This is a genomic window from Parafrankia colletiae (assembly GCF_001854655.1).
Lineage (GTDB): Bacteria > Actinomycetota > Actinomycetes > Frankiales > Frankiaceae > Parafrankia > Parafrankia colletiae.
Window position 1 is genome coordinate 52,605 of the sequence record NZ_MBLM01000036.1, and the last position, 25,249, is coordinate 77,853.

Genomic DNA, 25,249 nt, shown 5'->3' on the forward strand with positions numbered 1-25,249 from the left:
CACCACGGGTCCGGCCGTCGCCCGGCCGGCGGTTAGTGCTGCCAAAAGGCGAAATCCGACAACAACGTCGGCGCAACGCGATACAACCTCGCAAAGCATCCTCTACGAAAGGACACCTGATTTCCCATGGCGGGGGACGTACCGGCCGACGAACGGATCCTCATCACACTCGATGATCTCGGTCCCGAGACGGACGCCCGGCCCGGTCCGCCCGGCACCCCCGAGCTGCCGGCGGCCCAGGCGCAGCCCGGCGGCGGCACTCCGGACGCCGCGGACCGACCCGTCCCGAGCAGCGAGCCCGAGCCGCAGGTCATCGACCTGGCGCCGGACGACCTGCCGGTCTGGGGAGTCCGCCGCAGCACCGCGACCCCGGCGCCGACCCGTGCCCAGCACGGCGAGCGGACCGTCCACCGCTACGGCCGTGTCCGTGTCCTGGGCCGCCCGGTGGACTCCGCGGTGACGCAGGCACTGCGCGGGATCTCCGCCGACCTCGCCCCCGGCGACGGGACGATCGTCTCCACGCACAGCCTGCCCGGCGGCCTGAACCGCACCGAGTCCCTGGGGGTGGAGGCGTTCCGCCTGCGCGCCAGCGAGGGCTACCGCCGCCGCAAGCGGTCCCGCCCGCGGGACGCGGCGCCGTGGGACATGGCCCACCCCTGCACCGACATCGCACCGCCGCGAGGCGCGGGCGAGACCGCGACCCCGACCCCGACCCCGGTCCGCGCCCTGGCCAACGGCCTGCTGGCGGACAGCGACGGCAACGGGTCCGGCGCCGCCCCGGCGCCGCTGCCGACCCTGCCGGTCAGTTCCCTCAGCGGATACCTGGAGGGCTCGGTCGCGGTCGGCCTGATCCTCGTCGAGGGCCCGACACCCGCCCTGCGGATGACCGCCGCGGAACGCACCAAGATCGTCGCCGAGGTGCAGAACGGGCTGTCCTGGTACGCGACCCAGAACCCCGCCGCCGAGCTGACGTTCAGCTACGACATCCAGATCGTCCAGCTCCCCACCCCCGCCAACCCGGGTGCCACCGACCTCGAGTCGGTGTGGCGCAACCCGGCGATGAGCCGGCTGGGCTACGCGCCGAACTTCGACGGCGTCTACGACTACGTCGAGGCGCTGCGCGCGCGGCTGGGCACCCGGTGGGCATACTGCGCGTTCATCACCAAGTACCCACTCGGCCACTTCGCCTACGCGTCGGTCGGCGGCCCGCGCATGGTGCTCGCCGCCGACGCCGACGGGTGGGGCCCCGACAACATCGACCGGGTCTTCGCCCACGAGACCGGGCACATCTTCGGCGCCCCGGACGAGTACGCGGGCGCCGGCTGCGACTGCGGCGGCAGCTGGGGCCGCTACGGCACCCCCAACGGCAACTGCGACGGATGCGCGCCGGCGCCGGTCGAGTGCCTGATGCGGGCCAACACCTTCGCGCTGTGCCGCTACACGCCGTCCCACCTCGGCTGGGGCCACGGGGTCGGTGGCAACCCGGTGCTGATCCAGTCCCGCGGGCTCGGCCTGCGGGGCAACTTCGACGCCGTCGTGCCGTCGGCCTTCTCCGGGCTCACCCACGTCTGGCGGGACAACGACGCCACCGGCGCGCCCTGGCGCGACCCGTGGCAGACCGCGCAGGCCCTCGGCAGGGTCGACGCGGTCACCATGGTCCAGAGCACCCTGGCGAACCCGGGGCCGCTGGAGACGGTCGTCCGGGTCGGCCCGCGGCTGTTCTTCCTGTGGCGGGACAGCACCGGTGCCTACCAGTGGCGCCCGCCCGTCCAGCTCGCCCAGGGCGTCGGCGGCGTGCCGTCGCTGGTCCAGAGCCGGCTGGGGGTCAGAGGCAACTTCGAGCTGCTGGCACCCGCGGCGGACGTCGGTATCTTCCATCTGTGGCGCGACCACGACGTGGCGGGCTACCCGTGGAGCACGCCCCGGCTGTTCGGGGCGAATCTCGGGCGGGTCGACGCGGTGAGCCTGATCCACGGGACGTTCGGCGGCGGCGCGGGCCTGCTCGAGGCCGTCGCGCTGGTCGGCACCCGACTGGTCCACCTCACCCGCGGCCAGGACGCCGTCTGGCGCACGGGCCAGACCTTCGCCGAGGGCGTCTCCGGCAACCCGGTGCTGATCCAGGCCCAGTACTGCGGGGTACGCAACTTCGAGGTGGTCGTGCCGTCCGCCGGCACCGGGCTGATCCACTACTTCCGGGACAACAACCCGGCCCAGCCGGTCTGGAGCGGCCCGCGACCGTTCGCCGCCCAGCTCGGCCACGTGGACGCCGTCTCGCTGATCCAGAGCAACTACAGCGGCAACCTGGAGGTGCTGGCCCGGGTCGGCAACCGTCTCCACCTGCTCACCCGGTCGGGCGCGGCAGCGGTCTGGTCGGCACCGCAGCGCGTGTTCTGACAGCTTCTCAGGTCCGGGACGTCCAGCCTCTCAGGTCGGGGCGTCCCAGGGCTCGCCGTCGCGGCGGCGGGACGGCTTCGGGCGTCCGCGAGCCTGCCAGCCACCCACGAACAGCTGCTCCTCGAGGCGGAGCGTGCCGAGCAGCGCCTCCGGCACCTCCTCCTCGAAGACACCGGCGACGCCGGGGACACCGCAGGCGTCCCCGATCCGCTCTGCGGGCAGCAGAACCAGGGCGAGCCGCGGTTCCAGCCGCGAGGTCACCTGCCCCCACCCGGCCACCCGCTCCAGCGCCGCCGAGGCCACAGCGGTGTCCCCGTCCAGGACGACGAGCAGCTCGTGGGGCGGGCCCCACCCGCCGTCCTGCTGACCCCGATCACTCATCGGATGTCCTCCTGTTCTCGGCCCGCAGCAGGCACGACACCCGCCGCGTCCGAGTGCGGATGGACGCGGCGGCCGGTACAGGACAGGCTGGGACCATGCGGGCCCGTCCACGGGCCGGTGATGCTGCGGTATATGGGGGTGAGGGAGATCATGGGTGAGCGCCTGCCCCTGTTTCCGCTCGGTACTGTCCTGCTGCCCGGTCTGCTGATGCCACTGCAGATCTTCGAGGAACGCTACCGGGTCCTGGTCCGCGAACTGCTCGAAATCCCCGAGACGGAGACCCGCCGGTTCGGGGTGGTCGCGATCCGGCGCGGGCGGGAGGTCGGTCCGGCGGTCCCCCAGACCTACGACATCGGCTGCACGGCGCTGGTACGCCGCATCGAGGCCCAGCCGGACGGGAAGTTCTCCGTCGTCACCGTCGGCGGGCCCCGGTTCCGGATCGGCTCCGTCGACAGCGACAGCCGGCCCTACCTGGTCGGAGACGTCGAGTTCCTGGACGACGTTCCCGGGGACGAGGCCGCCGCGGCGAACCACGCGGCGGTCGTCACCCGGCTGATGCGTGAGTACACCGAGCGCCTCACCGCCAGCGGCACGGTCGAGATCAGGCTCCCCGACATGCCGACCGACCCGATCGCGCTGTCCTACCTCATCGCGGCAGCGGTGGCGAACGACCTCGCCGAGCGCCAGGAACTGCTCGCCGCCCCGGACGCGGCGACCAGGCTGCGTGCCGAACGCGCCCTTCTCCGCCGCGAACTGGGCCTGCTCGAGCGGATCACCACCGTGGGCTCCAGCGAACTGAACCGCATCACCCCCAGCTCCAACTGACTTGAGCCGTCACCTGACCCGAGCCGTCACCTGACCCGAGCGGTCACCTGACCGGAGCGGTCAGACCAGGCCGCCGCCGAGGCGCGGGCGTCCGTGCCCGGGGCTCAGCCGGAACACCCGCAGCGGGCCGAGGTCGCCCGGGCGGACACCGATCTCGGCCGCCCCGAGCCAGTGCACCAGCCGCAGCGACGCGGCGTTTTCCTCGTCGACCTCCACCAGCACCTCCCCCAGCCCGACCGGGCCGAACGCGTGGTCGAGGATCGCAGCGGCCGCCTCCCGGGCAAACCCCTGCCCCCAGCACGCCGGATCGAGGCTGCACCACAGCTCGACCCCGGCACCGCCGGACCACGCCACCGACCCGGCCGCCCCGACCAGCCGTGCGGAGTCCTCGTCCTCGTCCCGTGGCTCGAGCAGAACCCACAGCCCCCAGCCGTGCGCCGCCATCGCCGCGATGCTGTCCCCCACGAGCCCGGCGATCTGCTCTGCCGTCACCGGCCTGCCGTCGAACAGGAACCGACGCACGTCCGGCTGGTTCCAGAGCGCCCGCAGCGCCACTTCGTCCGTTCTCGCCACCGGCCGCAACACCAGCCGGCCTGTCCGGAGCTCACTCACCCCGCCWTACTCCGATCTACGACCCCGGYCCGACCACCCGGTTTTCGGGATCTCCTCGCCGACCGTTCCTGCTCGCCCAGGACACTCCGGCCCGCCCGCTCGACATGCCCCGTTTTATGCGCCTTTGCGAAACGGGCCATGGCAGCGGATTCCGTGCCCGCCCTCCGTCGAGCAGCTGGGACGCGAAGGTTGACGCCCTTCACAGCACTCCACGTAGCGCCTGGCGGCACGGCGGACAAAGGCCGATGACGCGGCGCCCGGTGATCACAAGAACCCTTGACCGTCCACCACGACCTTGGTAGCGTCTCGCATCGCGTCCCGATTACGAACTACATATCGGATATACGAACACCGGAAGAGGAGGGGCCCGCACCATCGTCACCAGAATCGGGTAGCCGGAGCGGCTCGCCACGCAGCTTCAGACCGCTCTCCCGCCCAGAACCCAGGATCATCGCAACAACATCGGTGAGATTTCTGGGACCAACAGCAGCCGACAATGGTGGCGTCGGCACATTCCCCGCCTCGAAGCAGGCCGGCCGATCGCAGCCTGGCCCGAGCTGGTTCCGTGCGACTGGCCCGCCGACGCGGTTGACATCGCGGCGCAGAAGGCTCATTCACATATCCTCGACGGTCCTCTCCCCCCGGCCGGCACGCGCGGTCCCGCTGTTACCACCGGTCGTTCCGCAGCGTTCGAGGGTGCGTCCTGACATCGACGGGTGCACTCGTACTCCCCCTGACGAGCTCAGGCTTTCCGACCTCGACCTCGAGAGTCGAGTCACGAGCGAGAACGAAGGAGTCACATGCTCACCGACAGAACCCGCGTCACCGCGAGCGCGGGCGCGACCGACCGGTTCGAGACGAACGAGACCAGGGGCACCGGCCCGGTGAACATCACAGGAATCATCGCGGAGTACGCCGCCTCGACGTCGGTCGACGCCTTACCCGCCGACGTTCGGGAGCGTGGGCGTCTCATCATCATGGATGAGCTTGCCTGCGCGGCCTTCGGACAGACCCGGACACCGGGGAAGCTCGCCACCGGCTACGCGGTCCCGATGGGCGGAGCCGGGACGTGCCGCGTTCTCGGAACCGAGCACCGCACAACCGCGCCCTACGCGGCTCTCGCGAACGGCACGGCCGGACACGCCGACGAGGTCGACGGCGCTCATGTCGTCGGTGGGCATCCCGGGGCGACAATCGTCCACGCCGTGGCGGCGATTGCCGAGCACCGACGGGCGACGGGCGACGCTCTGCTCAATGCCGTCGTTCTCGGCTACGAGATCGGCAACCGGCTCATCCGCGCGTGCGGCGGGGTCTTCGGGGTCAAGTCACGCCTTCACCTGCACGCGGACTTTCTGCACACGATCGGTGCCACCGTCGCGGCGTGCCGCGTGCTCGACCTCGGCCCGAAAGCGTACGCCGACGCGATGGCGCTCGCGACCTTCCAGGCCAACGGTCTGGTCGCGCTCTTCCAGGAGCGGCGGCACATCAGCAAGTCGTTCTGCAACGGCCAGTACGCCTTCGCCGGCGTTTCGGCCGCGCTGATGGCGAATGCCGGGCTGGAAGGATGCGAGGACGTGCTCGGCGCGGAGAACGGTCTGCTCGCGGCGTGGGGCCTCGACGACGCCGCAAGTTCGCTGATCGACGGGCTCGGCCACGACCACGCCGTGATGGGCGCGAACTTCAAGTTCATCAACGCGGGCTACCCGATCCACGCGGCGGTCGAGGCAGCGATGACGGTGCTGCACGACCACCGAATCCAGCCGGCCGAGATCGACGCGGTCGAGGTCGGAATGCCCACCCATGCGCTCCGGGTGGTCGACAACCGCGCCATGCACAACATCTGCCTTCAGGACATGCTTGGCGCGGCGATCGTGCAGGGCGGGCACCGGTTGCGGGAGAGCCCCTTTCCGCTCCTTCTGTCGGACCCCGCCTTCCAGGCGATGAGGGGACGCATCGATCTTCGGCCCGACCCCGAGCTGGACGCCGAGCAGCCGAACGGCCGCGGTGCCCGGGTGACCTTCGTGATGCGCGACGGCTCGAGGCTTTCGGAGCGGGTCAACCAGCCCAAAGGTCACAGCACGGGAGATCCCATCGGTTGGGACGATCTGCGTGACAAGTGGGCGGATGCCCTGCCCACAGTCGACATCGACCGCCTGGTTCGGATCTCCCAGGCCGTCGACGAGCTGGACGACGTCGAGGAACTCCTCCAGATCTTCGACCCTCCCCGGCACGCCGCCTGACGCGAGCTGTCGGTGGTCGGCGGCAGACGTCCACGCCTGTTCTGTCACAACCCGTCGAGTCCGCTGTCGGGCACGCCCACAGCGTCCGCGAAGGAAGACTCATGGCCAGCACACAGCACGTTGGATTCGTCCTCGTCCACGGCGGCCGACACGGCGGCTGGGCGTGGCGCGACGTCGCCTCTCGACTCCGCGCCCTCGGCCACCCGACGTATACGCCGACCCTGACCGGCCTCGGTGAGCGGGCACACCTTCTGCGCCCGGAGATTGGCCTCGAGACACACGTCAACGACCTGGTCGGGGTCTTCGAGTACGAGGACCTGAGCGACGTCGTCCTGGTCGCTCACAGCTACGGCGGCATGCCGGTGGCGGGTGCGATGCAGAAGGTCTTCGACCGCGTACGCACCGTTGTCTGGGTCGACGCACACCTTCCGCGCGAGGGCGAGTCGATCTTCGAGCTGATCGGCGAGGAGCGAGCCGCCCAGATGAAGAAGATGGCCGCGGAGAACGGAGAGGGCTGGTATGTGCCGACCTCCGACGCCAGCTGGTGGGGTCTGAGCGATCCCGACCAGATCGCCTGGGTCAACTCCAAGACAACCCCGCAGCCGATGAGGACCTACCTCGACCGGATCGGCCCCACCGACCGGGCCTGGTCGCACCCGGGCACGATGATCGAGTGCACTCCGAGTCGGCTTCCCGCGGTGGAGGTGGCACGTCAACGCGCGCGTGCCGAGTCCGACCCGCACTTCCATCGTCGGCTTGTCGACGCCTGCCACGAGCCGATGCTCACGCACCCCGACGAGCTCACCGCGCTCCTGGTCGAGGCGACCGGGCAGACTGTGCAGTCGCCTCGGAGGCCTGTGTAGTCGCCTCGGAGGCACAGCTCTCCGGCTGACCGGCCGGCTGACGGTAGTGTGCAGATCATTTCCGCTGCGCAGCGACTCCAGCCGAACTGGCCCTGTAGATGTCCGGGCCGTCGAGTGGCGGCCGGTCGGCTGCCGACATCGAGGAGTGGCGCGTGCGCAGTCTGGTCTACTTCGTGGCGTCCACTGTCGACGGGTTCGTCGCGGGTCCGGATGGCGCCGACCCGACCGGCCCTGGCGGGTTCTGGCCGGTACCGCAGGACTACCTCGAGCACCTCACCGCCGAGTACCCGGAGACGCTGCCCGGCCCGGCTCGGGCCGCCCTCGGCATCACCGCCCCGGGAACCCGTTTCGACACCGTTCTGGAAGGCCGCCGCAGCTACGAGATCGGGCTGCGGGCCGGCCTCACGAACGCCTTTCCCCACCTGCGGCACCTGGTCTTCTCACGAACGCTGACCACCAGCCCGGATCGCGGCGTGGAACTGGTCGCCACCGACCCGGCCGCGACGGTCCGGGAGCTGAAGCGGCAGGACGGCAGGGACATCTGGCTTGTCGGCGGCGGCGAGCTCGCCGGCACGCTCTACCGGGAGATCGACGAACTCGTCGTCAAGCTGGGGCCGCTGACGCTCGGCACCGGCATCCCCCTGTTCTCCCATACCGCCGCCTTCGACCCGAGAACCTGGGAGCTGACCGACCACACCGCCCTCAGGAGCGGTGCGCTCTTCCTCACCTACCGCCGATCGGCCCCRTAGTCCGAGGCGGACTGGCCGACGCAGACGGCTGTGGGGCTCCCGGCGATGCCGGCCGGGTCGAGGCCGGCGTCCGCGATGGCGTCGTACGCGACCCGCAGCAGCAGGTGCTGCTGGGGATCCAGCCAGGCCGCCTCGTCGGGATCGATACCGAAACGGGTCAGGTCGGAACAGCCGGCGCCGTCGATGTGACCGGCCTGCCGCAGACCGGTCCCGGCCCGGCCCGGGCCGACCGCGTCGCGCGCCTGCGCGAGCAGACGCCACAGCTCCCGCGGGCCACGGGCGGACGGCAGCTCACAGCCCATGCCGACAACGGCGACGGCGCTCTCCCGGCCTTCGACGGTGACCAAGCCCTCCCGCCTCTCCTCGGGACGCTCAACCACCATGGTCGGCTCTGACCGGATCCGGCGGCCCGGCGCCGTTCGAGCGAACGGCCGCCCATGTGCTCCAGGGCTGGGCGGCGACCCACTCGTTGATCGGGGTGAGGCGGACGCCCAGGACATGCTCGACCTCGTCGTGGTCGGCGACGAAGAGCTCGGCGTCACCGCCGGTGCCGGCCCACCGGTAGATTCCCGCCACGCCTGCCGCGGCAGGCGTGCCGAGCACCGTCCGCAGCCCCGCCTCGAAGTCGTCCGCCTCCAGCGGAACGTAGGCGACGTCCCTGCCGAGCGCGGCGGCGAAGGCCTGGGCCAGCTCTCCTCCCGTCACCGTGTCGGGGCCGCCCAACGACAGCACCGTTCCCTCGAGCCCCTCACCGTGCAGGGCCGCGAGGGTGGCGGTGGCAAGGTCCGCGTGCGAGAGCCAGGAGACCCTGCGCCCCTCGGGCAGCGGATAGGCCAGCACCCCGTCGTTGATCAGCGCGGGCCCGTTCCACGGGCTGAACAGGTTGTCCAGGTACACCGGCGGGCGCAGCACGACCGTCGGCAGAACACCGTCCGCCAGCACGGCCTCGGCGGTGCGGCGGGTCTCATAGGCCGCATACGGGGTGACCTGCCTCGGCAACGGGGTGTTGGTGTTGTGGACCAGTCGGGTCACGCCCGCCTCACGCGCGGCGGCGGCCACATTGCGCGCATAGGTCTGGACCAGCCCCACGTCGTAGACCAGCGGCAGCACCACGGATGCGTGCGTGACGCCGACGAAGGCCTTGCGGACGTCGTCGAGCTCGGCGAGGTCACCCAGAACCGTCGGAAGCTCCGGTGCGCCGGCGACCGGCGCACCGGAGCCCCGGGCGAACCCGCGGACATCGAGGCCCTCGGCGAGCAGGGCTCGGGCCACGGCGGCTCCCTGGAAGCCACGCGCTCCGATCACCAGATAAGTGCGGTCCTCTGACATGCCTTTTCTCGCCCTTTCGTCGCTGTGCTGTCGTGGGCCGGCGGCGGTCCCGGACGCACCGGTCGTTGTGTGGTCATGCGCCCCCAGGGGGCTCAGCTCTTCCTGTCTCCCGGTGCAGCCATCGACACCGGTGGTCCTTCCCGGGTCGGCTCCTGTTGGGGCCTCGCCATCCGTGGCACCGCCGCGTAGAGGGCGGACAGCAGCGCGATGGCGGAGGCGGCGATGAAGGCGAGGGCGAAGCCACTGGTGAGCGCCGCGGGATCGTCCGGACCGCCCTCGGCGGTGACACGCGCGCTGGCGATACCGCTCAGCACCGCGAGACCGATCACCGAGCCGAACTGCTGGYTGGTGTTGATCAGTCCGGAGGCGAGGCCGATCTCCTCCGGGCCGGCGTCCGCGGTCGCCGCGACGTTCGTGGTGATGGCAACCAGCGGCAGGCCGACTCCGAGGATCAGGCTGGGCAGGAAGAGATCTCCGACGAACGAGCCGTCGGGAGACAGCAGCGACAGCCATGCCATGCCGACGGCCACGAGCACGAAGCCCGCGATCATCGCCGGACGGAGCCCGAGGCCGCCGATCAGCCGCTCCGCGTTGGAAGCCACCAGAATGACCACGACGCACAACGGGAGCAGCGCGCTGCCGCCCGCGACCGGTGAGTAACCGAGAACATCCTGCAGATACACACTGACGAGGAAGAACATCGGAAAGAGCACGACCTGCCCGAGCGCCGAGAGAAGGTTCGCCCGCCGTAGGACCGGCCTGCGCACGACCGCGGCCGGAACCAGGGGAACGCTTACTCTGCCCTCCAGCCAGACGAAGACCGCCAGGAGCGCCACCGCCGTCGCGCCGGGTAGGAGGGTCCGCGGCGAGGTCCAGCCGGCCACGCCCGTGTTCACCAGGCTGTAGGCGAGCAGCGCGAGCCCCGAGGTGACGGCCAGCGCGCCACCGAGGTCGAAGCCGCGACGTGCCGGCGGACGCATGTCCGGCGCCAGCGCCCGAAGTGCCGACCCGACGAGCACGAGGCCGGCGACCACGTTCAGCCCGAAGGTGGACCGCCAGGTCAACCAGCTTGTGAGCACGCCGCCGAGCACGGTTCCCGCGGCGCCGCCCGCGCCGGCCATTGCCGCGAACACACCCAGCGCCCGATGACGGTCGGGGCCGTCCGGGAACAGGCTGAGCAGCAGCGCGAACGCCGCGGCCGCAGCCAGAGCCGCGCCAGCACCCTGCACCGCTCGGGCGGCGATCAGCCAGGCAGCCGTCTGCGCCACCGCGCCGGTCAGCGACGCGGCGACCAGGACGGCCAGACCCGTGAGGAACAGCCGTCTGCGCCCGAGCAGGTCCGCCAGACGACCACTCAGCAGCAACAGACCGCCGAACGTCACCAGATAGGCGTTGGCCACCCAGGACAGCGTCGTCGCCGAGACGTCGAAGTCGTCCCCGATCGACGGCGCCGCGACATTTATGATCGCCGTGTCCAGAATAAGAAGAAACTGGGTGCCGACGAGCAGCGTCAAGGAACTACGGGCAGATTTTCCCAAAAGAGATCACCTGTTTCGGCTAGCTCGTCGTCGCGGGCACGGCGGGAAGGTCGTAGCCCTGCATGCACCTCTCGACGAGCTGCTCCAGAAGTTCCGGCCGTGCCCGTCGAGAACCGGCCCACGACAACGGTTCTCCACCCGAACCGGGGAGGCAATAAGGAATCGACCAGGGCTACTTAACAAACGTCCATGCGCCCGGGGCTGCTCGATGCCCGTACATCCTCGGATGTCCGATAGTATGCACACCCTGACACCACATCTCGCCGCTTGGGTCACCAGATATGGGCCGCCCTGTGGCGGAGGAGAATCGCGGCTGGTTGGACGGTTGGACTGGTTCGGCGGGCGCGCGACCGGAGAGCTTGACCCGGACCCGAGCCCTCGAGGACCACACGGTTCCCGATCAGGGTGATATTGTCGCCTTCGCGACCAAGCGCAGACCTGAATCTGGCGGTTGTGTACAGGTTAGGCTCGGGAAACTGATGTACGGCGGATGACCCGGTCGAATCCAGGTGTTCCGCAGGTACCGTCCAATGGAGCGAGCCGCCAGTACCGAGGGAGCGGGGACATGCCCGTGCAGGTAGCGGACCAGGACAATGATCTGCTTGGTGAGCTTCTACGTCCGATTCGTCTGACCGGAGTGTTCCAGAGCCATTGGCTCCTGAATTCTCCCTGGTCGATCGAAGGCGATTCCGAATCGGACTGCGTCGTACTCCACTACGTCATCGAGGGCTCGTGCTGGATCGGCACCGAGGGGGCCAGGCCGGTCCTCCTGCGGGAGGGGGATCTGGCGGTATTCCCCACCGGGCGGTCGCACCGGGTCTCAGACCWCCCTGATCGGCGGGGCGTGCCGCTGCGGACCCTGCTCGCCGACCGCTCGCCGGGGATCTCGAGCYAGCTGGCTCTCGGCGGAGAGGGYGAGCTGACACGGATCCTCTGCGCGGGCCTTTACTACGACACCAACACCGTGTCATCCCTTTACCACGCATTGCCGTGGATGCTCACGCTCGAGCGGGAGGCCGTGGAGGCGGAACCACTGCTGCGGGACATCATCCACCAGCTCGTCACGGACCGGGACGGCGGGCCYGGGCCGCGCCTGATCACCCTGCGGATCTTCGAGGTCTTCTTCATTCTCACCCTCCACCCCCTGCTGCGCGGCATGATGGATCGTCCGGAGGTGATCACCGCGCTGAAGGACCCGGCCATCAGCAAAGCCCTGTTGATCATGTACACGCGATTCGTCGAGCCCTGGACGATCGAGTCCCTGGCCCGGGAGGTCGGCATGTCCCGATCGGCCTTCGCGGCCAGTTTCCGCGAGATCGTCGGCGAGAGCCCATCCAGCCATCTCACCCTCCGCCGGATGCGTGAGTCCGCGCGTCTACTCGCGGAGAGCGACATCCCGCTCGGCGTGATACCCCAGAAGGTCGGTTACAAAAGTGCGGTCGGCTTCCACATCGCTTTCCGCAAGTGTTTCGGAATCACACCCGGGGAGTACCGCCAGCGTTTCCGACGGATGACCGGAAAGACACCCGCCGAGGACGGCCCGCGAGACGGCGCCGTAAGATCGACGACGCTGTGATGGGAAGGCTCCGCGCCGAGGGTTTCGGGCGGGCTCTGAGCTGAGCGTGCCCGTCATGCCGCGGGCAGGCGGTCAGCGGCGGCGCCAGGGCCAGCCGAGCGTGGTCCCGCCGGCCCACAGGAACAGCGCCAGCACGAGCACCGCCATCCCGGGCAGGACGAGGTACAGCCCGGTGGCCCGCACGTGGAACTCGGCCAGGTCGCGCAGCAGCGCCGTGGCATTGGGCGGCAGCGAGGCGAGCACTTCACCGGAGCGGCGCTGCTGGCCGGTCCACCCGGCCAGCAGCGATCCCACCACCCCGCCGGCGGCAAGACCGACCGGGACCGGCCAGCCCGCGCCGGCTGCCCGCCAGCCGGCGAGAAGGCCGCCCACCACACCGGCGACCGCGCAGATCAGCGCGAAGTAAAGGTCGGTCGTGCTCTGCGCGCCGAACACCGACATGGCGCCGGCGAGCGCCGCGTCGACGTCGAGGCGGGGTGCGGTGGCGGCCCACAGCAGGCCCAGCAGCGGGCCGGCCACGACCATCGCGAGGGCGCAGACCAGCCCGGCGAGCAGCCGAGCCCGGGTACCCTCCGGCTCGGCCCGGGCGCGCTCCCGCTCGAGTGGCGCAGGCGTTCCGACCGCGGCGGCCGGGCCGGCCAGCGACTCGTCGGCGGGCAGGCCGCGCTCACCGGGCGGCGCTGGAGGCGCTGGGGCGAACGGCTCGGTTGTCGGGCGGGAGACCACCGACGGTGTGCGCTCTGGGGCGGGCGCGGAGCTCTCGGCCGCGGGCACCGGCGTGCCCGGGACAGGACCGCGGTCGGACCGCCCGTCCGCCTGCGGCCCGGAACACTCTCCGGCATCCCGGGTGCCGCCCGGCCTCTCTGCCACGACCCGTCCGTCTCCTCGCCAGCCACACCGGTTAACCGGCCCGGATCTCCAGGGCGACCCGACCCCCCGTTGACATCAGACCCAGGGGTCGACCGTACCCGCAGGCGCAGTGCCCCCGCCTGCCGCGGCCTCGCCGACCCGTCCGCGCCGACCTGTCACTGCGCTCCGCCCGGGCACCGGGGATACCGGCAGCCGCCCGGTCAGGACCGGGCGACGCGCCGCAGGGCCTGCGCGGCCACCAGCAGCGCGACGGCCGCCACCGCGGCGCAGACAGCCAGGTCGGCCAGCACGCCGGCCCAGTCGATCGACGGGGCGAACGCCTCCGCCAGCGCGTCCACCGCGTAGCTGCTGGGCAGCAGGTCACGCGCCAGCCGCCCGATGCCGGGCAGCCGGTTCGCCGGGATGACCCCCAGGAACAGCACCACGCTCATACCCAGCTGACCGGCGACCGTGGCGAGCTCGGGCTTGGGTGCGAGCAGCCCGATCGCGGCCCCGATACCGGCCAGGCTGGCACCGGCCAGCGCGGTGACCGGAACCAGCATCCACAGACCGGACATCGGCAGGCCATACAGTACCGAGCCGACCAGAACGGTCACGATCGTGCCGGGTACGGCGAACGTCGCGTACGACGCCGCCGTCCCGAGCACCACCGCCGCGCCGGGGATCGGCAGGGTCAGGTAGTAGTCGAGCGCGCCGGCGGCCCGCAGCGCCCCGAACCGCTGCGCCAGCAGGTTGAGTGCCACGAAGGYCACCACGAGCACCGTGGAGCCGGCGACGACCGAGGCCGCCGCCGAGTCGTCGTCGACGTCCACGATGCCCCGCAGCAGGATCATGATCCCGAGGGACTGGAAGGCGGCGACGAACAGCAACGGCACCCGGGCCACCCGGGCGCGGGCCAGCTGGCCCCGGTACACGGCCGCCAGCGCGGCCGGGAAGGCCGTGCCGTGTGGCAGCGGGGCGACGGTGAGGGCCGACGGGACGGCGCCCTCCTGGTCCGCCTCGCGGGAGTCAGTCGGCACGACGGGCGCTCCGGGAGCAAGCGCGGGCGACAGCGCGGCCGCGCCCGCTCCGGTGGCGGGGTGAGGCGTCGCCAAGGTCATGTCCGCTCCAGGTCACGGCAGGTTCCGCCGAGAGTGAGATACACGTCCTCCAGCGACGGAGTCGCGAGGCTGAAATCGTCCAGGGCGGCGAACGCCGGCCCGGATGTGAGGCGGCCCAGCGCGTCACGGGCCTCGGCCTGCGCCAGCCGGGTCGTCCACCGGCGGCCGGTGACCCGCGCCGTCGCGGCCAGCCGGGCCACCGTCGGGTCGTCCACCGGCGGGTCGTGGCGCCAGACGAGGTCGAGCCGGACGTCGGCGGAGACGGACGCCTTGAGCCTGCCGGGCGAGTCGCAGGCGATCACCCGGCCCGCCTCCAGGACGGCGACGCGGTCGAGGACCGTCTCCGCCTCCAGCACGTTGTGGGTGATCAGGACGACGGTGGTGCCGTGCGAGGCACGGCGGCGTTCCAGCGCCGCCCACACCGCGCGGCGGGCCACCGGGTCCAGACCGGTCGTCGGCTCGTCGAGCACCAGCACCGGGCGTTCGCCGACCAGTGTGGTGGCCACGCAGGCAAGCCTGCGCTGCCCGCCGGAGAGGCGCCCGAGCGGGCGGTTCACGACCTCGCCCAGGGAGAACTCCTCGATGACCGCGGCACGCTCGCGCCGCGCGCCGGCCCGGGACAGGCCGCGCATCCGCGCGGTGGTCTCGACCGCGAGGCCGACCGGCAGCTCGGCCAGCGCGAGATCGTCCTGGCCCAGGTAGGCGGCCATCCGGGCAGCGACACCCGGACGGCTGACGACGTCATGCCCGAACATCGTGATGGAGCCGGCGTCCGGCCGGATCAGGCCCATGAGCTGACGGACCAGGGTGGTCTTGCCGGCCCCGTTGGGGCCGAGCACGCCAAAGACCTCGGCCGGACGGACATCGAGATCGATCCGGTCGTTGGCGAGGACGGCGCACTCCCCGGCACCGTGCTGCCGGGTGAGGCCACGCACGGCGTAGCTCAGCACGGTCGCCATTCTCGCAGCCGCCACGCCGAGGCGAGGCCGTGGGCCGATGCCGCCGACGTCACACCCACAACGGAAGCCACACCAGGGCACACCCGCCAGCGCATCACCGGGCGCTCCGGAGACGGGCGGACACCGCGCACGGGCCGGCGGGCGTCAGACCGCGCTGCTCATCCAGACCACGATGTCGAGGATCCGCAACGGGGTGACCGGCGGGCCGCCGGGCGGAACGAGCCCGGCGAGGCGGCGGAACTCGTCGGCGTTCTCACGCAGGTCGTGCTGCATGGCCCGGACGAGCATCTCCATGTACTGGCGCCAGGACCGCCCGTCCCGCGGCGACGGCGGAACACAGTCCTCGTGCTGGTAGAAGATCCGCACCTTCGAGTCGAACAGCGGGACCAGCGCCGGCCGCTTGCGGTGCAGCACCTTCGCGATCAGCGAGCCCTTGACGTCACGGTCCGCGACGTCCGGGTCGTCGAGCGGGTCGTAGAGGGCCGCGACCAGGTCGAGGGTGACCTCGTCCGCCTCGATCAGCTCGATGCCCGGGGGAAGCCGGTCGAGCGCGCGCTGCAGCAGCGGCGTCAGCGCGGTCAGGGTGTGCATCCGGTCGAGGTCCACATTGACGCCGAGCAGACAGGGCGAAAGGAGATCGCTGGTGCACAGCAGGTCGGGGTCACCGTTGGTGACCAGCCCGTCGTAGTACGGGTAGGCGTAGCGCAGGCCACGCCGGCGCGGCCCCAGGTACTCCTCCAGCAGGCTCTCCGCGTCGAAGACCTCCCGGGTGCCCTTTGCCAACCTCACCCGAAAGTCCTCCTTCGTCAGCCACACCGCGCCGGCGCCCGGCCGAGGCGCCTGGGGCAATCCTGCCCTGTCCCCCGTGGCGGGCGGAAGACGCCCCCGGTGGACGACCGGCCGGTGCCACCCGGGACACACCGGGAACACACGTGGTCGACGCCGCGCAGACCGCTGCGGGGCCTGCCGGGCCGGCCCAGGCGTGCCTGCCCCGACGTGCGCGGACAGGCACCTCGGAGCGGTCCGGCTCCGCCCGGTCAGGCTGGCAGGGGTTCCGGTCAGGGCTGCCGAGGGTTCGTCGGGGTTGGTCAGGGCCGCTCGGGCTCCAACGGCACGAAACGCACCGCCGGCGGTGCGAGGCCCGGTGGAGCCGGATCCACGACCCTCACCTGGCTGCCCCGGGCGAGCTCGAGCAGGCGCGCCGCCGGTGCCCGCACGACCACTCCGAACAGGCACGCGCACCGCGCCCGCAGCGCCGCCGCCTGCTGGTTCGCCGCCTGCTGACTCTCGCCCGACTGATCATCCCGCCCGGTCCGGGCGGCACCCGCGTCGGCGTCGGTACCGAGGCCCTCGCCGGCGTCGCGGGAGCGGGTCTCGGCGGCATCGCCCGCGCTGGCGAAGGCCGCCTCCACATCGGCGACGGGATCACGGACGGGTGCGGAGAGCACGACACCGTCCGGCGGAACGCGGAAGAACACCTCGCTGATCCGGAAGGTCGCGAACAGCCGATGCAGCTCCTCCGGCGTCCGGTAGCCGGCCAGGCTGACCACCGCGTAGAGGTCGGCCTGCGGGGCCGCGCCGGCCAGCGACTCAAGCTCCGCCCTGGCCGCGGCGGCATACCCCGCGGCGTCGTCGCCTGCGACCGGGCCCACCGTGGTGGTCGGTGTGGCGGGGCCGGCAGGTGCGCCGCCCGGCCCGGGGCCCGGGATCCCGCTGCTGCTGTTGCCGGGATCGGGGCCGCGCAGCATCGTGCTGACAGCGCCGACGATGATCAGGACAACCAGGCCGAGGACGAGCAGCCGGAGGGTGCCCCCCACGACGCTGGCGGTGGTGGAGGTGCGGGAGTCCGGCGGGTCGGCCACGCCGTCGGCCGCCGGGGCAGCCACGTCGCCGTTCGGCGGGGCAGCCGCGTCGCCGTTCGGCGGGGCAGCCGCGTCGCCGTTCGGCGGGGCAGCCGCGTCGCCGTTCGGCGGGGCAGCCGCGTCGCCGTTCGGCGGGGCAGCCGTCCCGCTGGCCGGTGGCAGGGCGGCATCGACGACGGTTCGATCGGTGGGCGGTTCCCCCGCCAGGCGCACCCGTACCCCGGGCAGGCCCCGGGCGGCACTCGCGAGATCCGCACCCCGGGCCAGCACGCGGCCGGCCACCGGCAGCGCGGCGTCGTCCACCCGGTCGAGCAGACGCAGCGGGCGGCGCGACCGGGCCCGCTCGTACTGCCGAGACGGACGGGGCGGGTCGGCGGCCTGCGGCGCCGTCATGTCTGGTCGTTCAGCCGCTTCAGCGCCTCGGCCAGGTCGTCGGGATCGGGGCTGACGAACTCGACCCAGGACCCGTCCGCCGGATGCTCGAAGGCGAGCCGGGCGGCATGCAGCCACTGGCGGGTCAGACCCAGCCGCTCTGCCAGGGTGGGGTCGGCACCGTAGGCGAGGTCCCCGACACAGGGATGGCGCAGCGCGGACATGTGGACCCGGATCTGGTGGGTGCGCCCGGTCTCAAGGCGCACGGACAGCAGCGAGGCGGCGCGGAACGCCTCCTCCGTGTCGTAGTGGGTCACGCTGGGCTTGCCGTCCGCGACGACCGCGAACAGACCGGGGCGCCGCGGGTGCCGGTCGATGGGGGCGTCGACCGTGCCGCGCAGCGGATCCGGGTGCCCCTGGACGACCGCGCGGTACACCTTCTCGACCTCACGCTCGCGGAAGGCCCGCTTGAGCAGTGTGTAGGCGCGCTCGCTCTTCGCTACGACCATCGCGCCGGTGGTGCCGACGTCGAGCCGGTGCACCACGCCCTGACGCTCGGCCGCGCCCGAGGTGGAGACCCGGAAGCCGGCCGCGGCGAGCGCGCCGATGACTGTCGGCCCGGTGAACCCCGGTGCCGGATGGGCGGCGACTCCCGCCGGCTTGTCGACCACCACGATGTCGTCGTCGTCGTGCAGGATGCCCAGGCCCTCGACCGGGGTGGCCTCCACCGACACCGGCCGCGGCGGGGCCGGCAGGTCTACCTCCAGCCAGGCACCGCCGGCGACCCGGTCGGAGCGCCCCCGGACCTGCCCGTCGACGCTCACCTGACCGTCGTCGACCAGCGCGGCGGCCGCCGTCCGGGAGAGCCCGAACATGCGGGCGAGGGCGGCGTCCAGGCGGATGCCGTCAAGACCGTCGGGAACCGGCAGCGAGCGGCGGTCCGTGTAGGCCGTCGTCATCGGGCACCCGGCCCCTCGTGGCGCCCGCCCGGCGCGTCGGGACGCTCCCCCGGCGCAGCACCGGCGCTCCGGCCGGGGCCGGCATCACTGTCGGCCCCACCACCAGCGGCACCGGCAGCACTTCCGGCGCCGGTGGGGTTCGTGGCAGTTGGGTTCGTGGCGGTGGGGTTCGTCGCGGCCGGCTCCGCGGGAACAGCGGTCAGCCTCGTCCCGTCCAGGCCGATGCCGCGCAGCGAGAGGATCACAGCGAGCACACCGCCGCAGACGATGGCCGAGTCCGCCAGGTTGAAGATCGGCCAGTGGTGGATGTGGACGAAGTCGACCACATGGCCGCGCAGGGGCCCCGGCGACCGGAAGACCCGGTCGATCAGGTTCCCGACCGCGCCGCCGACCATCGCGCCGAAGACGAACGCCCACCCGACCGAGGCGAGCCGGCGCGCTGTGACGACCACGACCCCGACGACCACCAGCGCGACCAGGCTCAGGATCACCGTGGCCCCGCCGGCGAGGCTGAACGCGGCCCCCGAGTTCCGGGTCAGCCGCAGGTCGAGGATGCCGGGAATGATCTCCACCGGCCTGCGGCCGGAAAGCTCGGCGACCGCGAGCAGCTTGGTCAGCACGTCCAGCACGATGAGACAGGCCGCGGTCAGCGCGACGATGAGCACCGCGCGGCGCGAGGCGACCCGCGGAACGGGCGCCCGCCGGGCGGACGCGGGGGAGGCGACGGACGCGGCCCCGGGGAGGGCCGGGCCCGGCCCGGCATCGTCGCGGGTCGGCGCACGGCCCGGCACGTCACGCCCGCGCCGGGCGCCCCGCTCTGTTCCTGGCTCGGCGACCACAACCACCACTCTACGGGTGTCATATCACCGGCTGACCATCACGGGACCCGCTGCCATCTCGTGCCCATCCCGCGCCCGGCCCCGGCCCGCCGCGCCTGGGCGCTGCCGGAACGCCGTCGGCTACGCTGGGGGCGCGGAAAGGCGTTGACGGGACGAGTAGCGGCGGGCGCAGCCACAGCGAGCCGGGGGCGGTGCGAGCCCGGTGGCCAGCGCGGCGCGAAGATCACCCCTGAGCCGCCGGGAGAACAGGGCCCCGAGGGCCCCCAGTAGATCCGGCCGCCGCGGCAGGACAAGAGTGGCCGCTCCACCGGCTGCCCGCGAGGGCGGCCTGGTCCGGGGCGCGCAAGGAGGGTGGTACCGCGGTACCCCAGTACCGCCGCCGGCCGGAGCCGCAGCGGTGGTGCGGGGCGTCGTCCCTCCGCCGGAGAGCCGCACCCGCCGACGGAGACCGCCACGATGACCGCCACCCCCGACGTACCCCAGCCCGCGTTCCGGCCGCTGCCCGCGCGGGTCGACCTGCCGGCCTTCGAGCGCGAGACGCTGGAGCGCTGGAAGGACTCCAAGGTCTTCCACCGGTCGCTGCAGGCCAGCGCCGACCGCCCGCTGTGGATGTTCTACGAGGGCCCGCCGACCGCGAACGGCCGGCCGGGCGCCCACCATGTCGAGGCGCGGGTGTTCAAGGACCTGTTCCCGCGCTACCGGACGATGAAGGGCTACCACGTCCCCCGCCGCGCCGGCTGGGACTGCCATGGCCTGCCGGTCGAGCTGGCGGTCGAGAAGGAACTCGGCTTCACCAGCAAGGGCGACATCGAGGACTACGGCATCGCCGCGTTCAACGCGAAGTGCCGCGAGTCCGTGCTGCGCCACGTCGCGGACTTCTCCGCCATGACCGAGCGCATGGGCTACTGGGTCGACCTCGACACCGCCTACCGCACGATGGACACCGAGTACATCGAGAGCGTCTGGTGGTCGCTGAAGCAGATCTTCGACAAGGGCCTGCTGGTGGAGGACTTCCGGGTCACTCCCTACTGCCCGCGCGACGAGACGCCGCTGTCCGACCACGAGGTCTCCCAGGGCTACAGCGACACCGACGACCCGTCGGTGTACGTGCGCTTCCCCGTCCTGGACGGCCCCCGGGACCTCGCCGCACGYGGCGCGCACCTGCTGGTGTGGACGACGACCCCGTGGACGCTGGTCTCGAACACCGCCGTGGCCGTGCACCCCGAGGTCACCTACGTGCTCACCCGGGCCGCCGGCGGCGAGCTTCTGGTGGTCGCCGAGCCGCTGGTGGCCGCCGCGGTCGGCGAGGACGCCGAGATCCTCGACCGGTTCACCGGCACCGAGCTCGCCGGCACCCGCTACGCCCGGCCGTTCGAGCTGATCCCCCTGGCGCGGTTCGAGGAGTCCGCGGCGAAGGTCGTCGCCGGCCTGGGTCGCGGCACCGGGGCGGCGGGAGCCGGCCCGTCCGTGGCGGGGCCCGCGGGTCCGGCCCGCCTGCACTCGGTCGTGCTCGCCGAGTACGTGACGACGACGGACGGCACCGGTCTCGTCCACCAGTCGCCCGCCTTCGGCGCCGAGGACCTCACGGTCTGCCGCGCCAACGGCCTGGGTGTGGTCAACCCGGTCGGCCGGGATGGCCGCTTCCTGCCAGACGTGCCGCTGGTCGGCGGGCTGTTCTTCAAGGACGCCGACGCGCCGCTGTCCACCGACCTCACCACCCGCGGCCTGATGTGGCGGGCGTCGACGTTCACGCACAGCTACCCGCACTGCTGGCGCTGCCACACCCCGCTGATCTACTATCCGCTGCCCTCCTGGTACATCCGCACCACGGCCGTCCGGGACCGGCTGATCGCCGAGAACGCGCGGACGGACTGGCACCCGGAGCGGATCCGCGACGGCCGCTACGGGGAGTGGCTGCGCAACAACGTCGACTGGGCGCTGTCGCGCAGCCGGTACTGGGGCACGCCGCTGCCGGTCTGGCGCTGTGAGGCCGACCCGTCCCACGTGACCTGCGTGGGTTCGCTCGCCGAACTCTCCGAGCTCGCCGGGGAGGACCACTCCGGGCTCGACCCGCACCGCCCGTTCGTCGACGACGTCACGCTGCCCTGCCCGACCTGCGGCGGCGTCGCCCGGCGGGTCCCCGAGGTGATCGACGTCTGGTACGACAGCGGCGCCATGCCGTTCGCGCAGTGGGGCGCGCCGCACCGCAACGCCGAGGAGTTCGCCCGCCAGTACCCGGCGCGCTACATCTGCGAGGCGATCGACCAGACCCGCGGCTGGTTCTACACGCTGATGGCGATCGGCACCCTCGTGTTCGACCGGTCGTCCTACGACACGGTGCTGTGCCTGGGCCTGCTGCTGGACGCCGACGGCCGCAAGATGAGCAAACACGTGGGCAACGTCCTCGACCCGTTCGAGCTGTTCGAACGGCACGGCGCCGACGCCGTCCGGTGGCTGATGCTGGCCGGGGGCTCCCCCTGGTCGGACCGGCGGGTCGGGCACGAGGCGATCGAGGACATCGTCCGCAAGATCCTGCTCACCTACTGGAACACCGCGTCGTTCTTCAGCCTCTACGCCGGCGCGGCGAACTGGCGCCCCACGGCCGCGGACGGGACCGGCACCGGCTTCCCGGCCACGGCGCCAGGGGCGGCAGAGACGGCCGGGGCCGCCACGGACGGGCTGGAGCCGGCCGCGGCCCCGGTGGCCGGGTCCGCGGCCGACGAGCCGGCGCGTCGACCCGTGCTGGACCGGTGGGCGCTGTCCGAGTTGGCCGACACCGTCGCCGAGGTGGACCTGGCTCTGGAGAGCTTCGACTCGCTGCGGGCCGGCCGGCGCATCGCTCGCTTCGTCGACGACCTGTCCAACTGGTACGTCCGCCGGTCCCGGCGCCGTTTCTGGGCGGGCGACCCGAACGCGCTGGCCACCCTCTACACCTGCCTCGACGGGCTGACCCGGCTGATGTCGCCGTTCACCCCGTTCCTGACCGACTGGCTCTGGTCACGCCTGTTCGCCGGCGTGCTGCCCGGCGCGCCGGACTCCGTCCACCTCGCGCCGTGGCCTGCGCTGCCGCCGGAACTGGTCGAGCCGGGCCTTTCCGACCGGATGGACCTGGTACGCCGGGTCGTCGAGCTGGGCCGCTCGGCCCGGGCCGCCAGCGGGGTGCGGACCCGCCAGCCCCTGCCGCGCGCAGTGGTCGGCTCGTCCGCGTTCGGCGACCTCCCGGACGAGCTGCGGGCTCAGATCGCCGAGGAGCTGAACGTCGTCGCCGTCGAGGCGGCGACCTCCGACCTGGTCGACATCAGTGTCAAGCCGAACTTCCGCGCACTCGGCCGGCGGTTCGGCAGCCGCACCAAGGCGGTCGCCGCCGCCGTCGCCACCGCCGGCACGCCGGTGGACGGCCGGCTGACGGTCACGGTGGACGGCGAGGCCATCGACCTGGGCGGCGACGAGCTGATCATCACCGAGACGCCGCGGGAGGGCTGGTCGGTGACCAGCGAGTCAGGGCTCTCGGTCGCCCTGGACCTGACGGTCACTCCCGAGCTTGCCCGCGCCGGTCTGGCCCGCGACGTGGTGCGGGTGCTTCAGGACGCCCGCCGCGCGGCCGGACTGGAGATCACCGACCGGGTCACACTGCGCTGGTCGGCCAGCCGGGAGGAGACCGCCGCCGCCCTGCGCGAGCACGGCGGCACCGTGGCCGACGAGATCCTCGCCACCGCCTTCGAGGAGGCACCCGCGGACGCGGCGACGCCCGCGGAGACCCGCGCCGCGACGTCCACCGAGACGGCGGGCACGGCCGGCGGTACCGGACGCTACGAGGGCGCCTCCGCGGAGCTCGGTCTGACGTTCACGCTCACCCGGGCGACCCCCGCCGCCGCGGGCTGACCCGAGCCGGCCCCGCCCTCGGCAACACTCCGCCACCCGGCCCGACCCGGCTTCCCACCGGGCCGGGCCGGCAGGGAGGGGTGGACAGCAGGCGCGGAGCTGCGCGCACCTCGCCGGGTCGACGGGCGGAGGCCTGGCTCCCGATTCCGACTGACCGCTCGACCGACCGGCGCCCGCGCCGAACTATCCCGCGCCCGACCCTCCGGCGCCAGCGCCCGCGCCCGACCCTACGACGCCGGCCCGACGGGCTGCGGCGACCGGCAGCAGCGCTGCGGCGAGGCAGAGAAGCACCAGCGAGGCGTAGGTCCAGGTGGTCGCGGCGAACAGGCCGACGACCGCGAGTACCGCGGCGACCGCTATCAGAGCACCGCTGACCATGACCATGCCGCACCGACTCTCAGCTCAGCCACCGAAAAGACCACAGAACGCCTCCGACGCCCGGCCCGTGAGTGCTGGGGCAGGACGTCGGAGGCACGCGGAGCAACTATCAGAATTCCTGCATACCGGCTGCGTCCCGCCGGCCCGGGTCGAGGTCCGGACGTCCATTGTGGCCGTTGCTCTCGCGGGCGAGGGCAGGTGCGCCCATCGGCGGAGCAGTCTGGAAGGCCTGCGCCCCGACGTGCTGGGGTGGCTGGCCGGGGCCGGCGTTCTGCGGACCTCCGACGTTCGCCGGAACCGGCGTGGGGTTCGACGCACCCGGGTTGAGGCCGGGCCGGGACGGACCGCCGGGGCCGACGGCCGGCTGGGTCGGCATGCCGTCAAGGTCGCGGAGCTGCATCTCGAGGTAGGCGCGCAGCCGGGTGCGGTACTCGCGCTCGAAGGCGCGCAGCTGCTCCACCTGGCTTTCCAGCCGGCGCTTGTCGTCCTCAAGCCCACCGAGCTGCTCGGCCACGTGGGCGCGTGCCTCGCCGATGATGCGGTCGGCGTCCGCCCGCGCCTCGCGGCGGGCCCGCTCGGACTCCGCCCGCGCCTCCCGCAGGGCCTCGTCGGCGGTGCGCTGCGCGAGGACGAGCGTGCGGGCGACCCGCTGCTCGATGTCGGCGTCGGTCTGGCCGGGGGCGCCGGGGCCCGTCCGGGCCGGGCCCTGCCCGCCGCCGCCGACGAGGGCCGGCATGACGGTGGTGGGGCCACCCGGGACGGGCGGAGCACCGACCGGGCCGCCGGGCGCGCCGACGGGCGGCCCCGCCTGCGGGCCGGGGGGGCCCACGGGCTGCGGGCGCTCACGGACGGCCTGGGCCGCCTGGGCCGCCTGGGCCTGCGCCTGGGACAGGTGCCGCCGGGACTCCTCCAGCTGGCGCCGGAGCTGCTGGTTCTCCTCGAGGAGATGCGCCGGGACGCCGGGACCACCGCCACCCGAGCGACGGGCTTCGTCGAGCTGCCTGCGCAGGTCGCTGCTTTCATCCAGCAGACGCGTCAGCTCGGCTTCGACCTCATCGAGGAAGGTGTCCACCTCGTCCTCGTTGTAGCCCGTACGGAACCGTGTTGGGCTGAAGACCTTGTTCTGAACGTCCTGCGGTGTCAGCGCCACGTCGCCTCCTCGTGCGGCATCGCCGCTCCCCGAAGAGAGGGCGGTCTGCGGGCAGTCTGCCGTGCCCGCTCTCGCGGTGTGCACATGACCTCGTCACAGCCTCTGCGCATAGCCCTGCAGTATGAAGATCACTACGACGAGCAGCATGAAACCGAGGTCAAGAGCAACGCTACCTACCCGCAACGGCGGAAGGAAACGCCGGATGAAGCGCAGCGGAGGGTCAGTCGCCGTGTACACGATCTCGAAGAACAGAACCAGGGGGCCGCTCGGCCGGAAGGACCCGTTGAGGGTTCGCACCAGATCGATGACCGCCCGGGCGATCAGGAGCAACAGGTAGGCCGTCAGCACCCAAAAAATCAGTGTTCCTAGTG

The 25,249-nt window shown here is 72.4% G+C and carries 22 protein-coding genes; 7 read left to right on the top strand and 15 right to left on the bottom strand.

Features of this window, described 5'->3' with window-relative positions; all coding sequences use genetic code 11:
- The first annotated feature begins 126 nt into the window (after nt 1-126).
- Complete coding sequence (locus tag CC117_RS05945) at nt 127-2,394, top strand: hypothetical protein (RefSeq protein ID WP_071082737.1); 2,268 nt, start codon at nt 127-129, stop codon at nt 2,392-2,394.
- A gap of 30 nt (nt 2,395-2,424) precedes the next feature.
- On the opposite strand, the gene CC117_RS05950 is transcribed toward CC117_RS05945, so the two are convergent.
- A complete protein-coding gene (locus tag CC117_RS05950; RefSeq protein ID WP_071082738.1) occupies nt 2,425-2,775 on the bottom strand; it encodes a hypothetical protein in 351 nt (116 codons plus the stop codon).
- A 150-nt stretch (nt 2,776-2,925) separates the two neighbouring features.
- On the opposite strand from CC117_RS05950, the gene CC117_RS05955 reads away from it, so the two are divergent.
- A complete protein-coding gene (locus CC117_RS05955) occupies nt 2,926-3,600 on the top strand; it encodes an LON peptidase substrate-binding domain-containing protein (RefSeq protein ID WP_071082863.1) in 675 nt (224 codons plus the stop codon).
- A 60-nt stretch (nt 3,601-3,660) separates the two neighbouring features.
- Here the strand turns inward: CC117_RS05955 and CC117_RS05960 are convergent, their stop codons facing one another.
- Entirely contained in the window at nt 3,661-4,212 is a 552-nt protein-coding gene (locus CC117_RS05960; protein ID WP_157905359.1) for a GNAT family N-acetyltransferase, read from the bottom strand.
- A gap of 800 nt (nt 4,213-5,012) precedes the next feature.
- Here CC117_RS05960 and CC117_RS05965 point away from each other — a divergent pair.
- From CC117_RS05965 to CC117_RS05975, 3 genes are all read left to right on the top strand, one after another.
- Nucleotides 5,013-6,452, top strand: coding sequence for an MmgE/PrpD family protein (locus tag CC117_RS05965; protein WP_071082740.1), 1,440 nt, complete (start codon nt 5,013-5,015; stop codon nt 6,450-6,452).
- 101 nt (nt 6,453-6,553) lie between these two features.
- The gene (locus tag CC117_RS05970) at nt 6,554-7,315 is read left to right on the top strand and encodes an alpha/beta fold hydrolase (RefSeq protein ID WP_071082741.1); all 762 of its coding nucleotides are present in this window, start codon (nt 6,554-6,556) and stop codon (nt 7,313-7,315) included.
- A 152-nt stretch (nt 7,316-7,467) separates the two neighbouring features.
- The gene (locus CC117_RS05975; RefSeq protein WP_071082742.1) at nt 7,468-8,064 is read left to right on the top strand and encodes a dihydrofolate reductase family protein; all 597 of its coding nucleotides are present in this window, start codon (nt 7,468-7,470) and stop codon (nt 8,062-8,064) included.
- Here CC117_RS05975 and CC117_RS05980 read toward each other — a convergent pair.
- The 3 genes from CC117_RS05980 to CC117_RS05990 form a co-directional block, all read right to left on the bottom strand.
- Nucleotides 8,043-8,447, bottom strand: a complete 405-nt coding sequence (locus CC117_RS05980; protein ID WP_241829872.1) for a beta-ketoacyl synthase N-terminal-like domain-containing protein — start codon at nt 8,445-8,447, stop codon at nt 8,043-8,045. The two genes, CC117_RS05975 and CC117_RS05980, sit on opposite strands and share 22 nt — an antisense overlap.
- A complete protein-coding gene (locus CC117_RS05985) occupies nt 8,437-9,393 on the bottom strand; it encodes an SDR family oxidoreductase (protein ID WP_071082744.1) in 957 nt (318 codons plus the stop codon). The genes CC117_RS05980 and CC117_RS05985 overlap by 11 nt, the downstream gene beginning before the upstream one ends.
- Nucleotides 9,394-9,485: 92 nt before the next feature.
- Nucleotides 9,486-10,931 carry an MFS transporter gene (locus tag CC117_RS05990; RefSeq protein ID WP_071082745.1) on the bottom strand — a complete coding sequence of 482 codons (1,446 nt, stop codon included), beginning with the start codon at nt 10,929-10,931 and terminating at the stop codon, nt 9,486-9,488.
- A 565-nt stretch (nt 10,932-11,496) separates the two neighbouring features.
- On the opposite strand from CC117_RS05990, the gene CC117_RS05995 reads away from it, so the two are divergent.
- Nucleotides 11,497-12,507: an AraC family transcriptional regulator gene (locus CC117_RS05995; protein ID WP_071082746.1), complete on the top strand. Its 1,011-nt coding sequence runs from the start codon at nt 11,497-11,499 to the stop codon at nt 12,505-12,507.
- Nucleotides 12,508-12,579: 72 nt separating this feature from the next.
- Here the strand turns inward: CC117_RS05995 and CC117_RS06000 are convergent, their stop codons facing one another.
- From CC117_RS06000 to lspA, 7 genes are all read right to left on the bottom strand, one after another.
- Nucleotides 12,580-13,377 carry a hypothetical protein gene (locus tag CC117_RS06000; protein ID WP_071082747.1) on the bottom strand — a complete coding sequence of 266 codons (798 nt, stop codon included), beginning with the start codon at nt 13,375-13,377 and terminating at the stop codon, nt 12,580-12,582.
- Nucleotides 13,378-13,577: 200 nt separating this feature from the next.
- Nucleotides 13,578-14,477 (bottom strand): ABC transporter permease, encoded by a 900-nt coding sequence (locus CC117_RS06005; protein ID WP_071082748.1) that lies wholly within the window; start codon nt 14,475-14,477, stop codon nt 13,578-13,580.
- Complete coding sequence (locus CC117_RS06010; protein ID WP_071082749.1) at nt 14,474-15,436, bottom strand: ABC transporter ATP-binding protein; 963 nt, start codon at nt 15,434-15,436, stop codon at nt 14,474-14,476. Before CC117_RS06010 ends, CC117_RS06005 begins: the two co-directional genes overlap by 4 nt.
- 144 nt (nt 15,437-15,580) lie before the next feature.
- Nucleotides 15,581-16,225 carry a DUF6308 family protein gene (locus tag CC117_RS06015; RefSeq protein WP_071082864.1) on the bottom strand — a complete coding sequence of 215 codons (645 nt, stop codon included), beginning with the start codon at nt 16,223-16,225 and terminating at the stop codon, nt 15,581-15,583.
- 299 nt (nt 16,226-16,524) lie between these two features.
- Nucleotides 16,525-17,691 carry a hypothetical protein gene (locus CC117_RS06020; RefSeq protein WP_071082750.1) on the bottom strand — a complete coding sequence of 389 codons (1,167 nt, stop codon included), beginning with the start codon at nt 17,689-17,691 and terminating at the stop codon, nt 16,525-16,527.
- The gene (locus CC117_RS06025) at nt 17,688-18,629 is read right to left on the bottom strand and encodes an RluA family pseudouridine synthase (RefSeq protein ID WP_071082751.1); all 942 of its coding nucleotides are present in this window, start codon (nt 18,627-18,629) and stop codon (nt 17,688-17,690) included. Before CC117_RS06025 ends, CC117_RS06020 begins: the two co-directional genes overlap by 4 nt.
- On the bottom strand, nt 18,626-19,477 hold the full coding sequence (gene lspA / locus CC117_RS06030; RefSeq protein ID WP_407673478.1) for a signal peptidase II: 852 nt from the start codon (nt 19,475-19,477) through the stop codon (nt 18,626-18,628). The genes CC117_RS06025 and lspA overlap by 4 nt, the downstream gene beginning before the upstream one ends.
- A gap of 447 nt (nt 19,478-19,924) precedes the next feature.
- Between lspA and ileS the strand changes: the two genes are divergently transcribed.
- Nucleotides 19,925-23,350, top strand: coding sequence for an isoleucine--tRNA ligase (ileS, locus tag CC117_RS06035; protein ID WP_071082752.1), 3,426 nt, complete (start codon nt 19,925-19,927; stop codon nt 23,348-23,350).
- Nucleotides 23,351-23,533: 183 nt separating this feature from the next.
- On the opposite strand, the gene CC117_RS06040 is transcribed toward ileS, so the two are convergent.
- The 3 genes from CC117_RS06040 to CC117_RS06050 form a co-directional block, all read right to left on the bottom strand.
- Entirely contained in the window at nt 23,534-23,734 is a 201-nt protein-coding gene (locus CC117_RS06040; RefSeq protein ID WP_071082753.1) for a hypothetical protein, read from the bottom strand.
- 103 nt (nt 23,735-23,837) lie between these two features.
- A complete protein-coding gene (locus CC117_RS06045) occupies nt 23,838-24,878 on the bottom strand; it encodes a DivIVA domain-containing protein (protein WP_071082754.1) in 1,041 nt (346 codons plus the stop codon).
- Between the two features lie 93 nt (nt 24,879-24,971).
- Nucleotides 24,972-25,226: a YggT family protein gene (locus tag CC117_RS06050; RefSeq protein WP_071082755.1), complete on the bottom strand. Its 255-nt coding sequence runs from the start codon at nt 25,224-25,226 to the stop codon at nt 24,972-24,974.
- Nucleotides 25,227-25,249 lie beyond the last annotated feature (23 nt).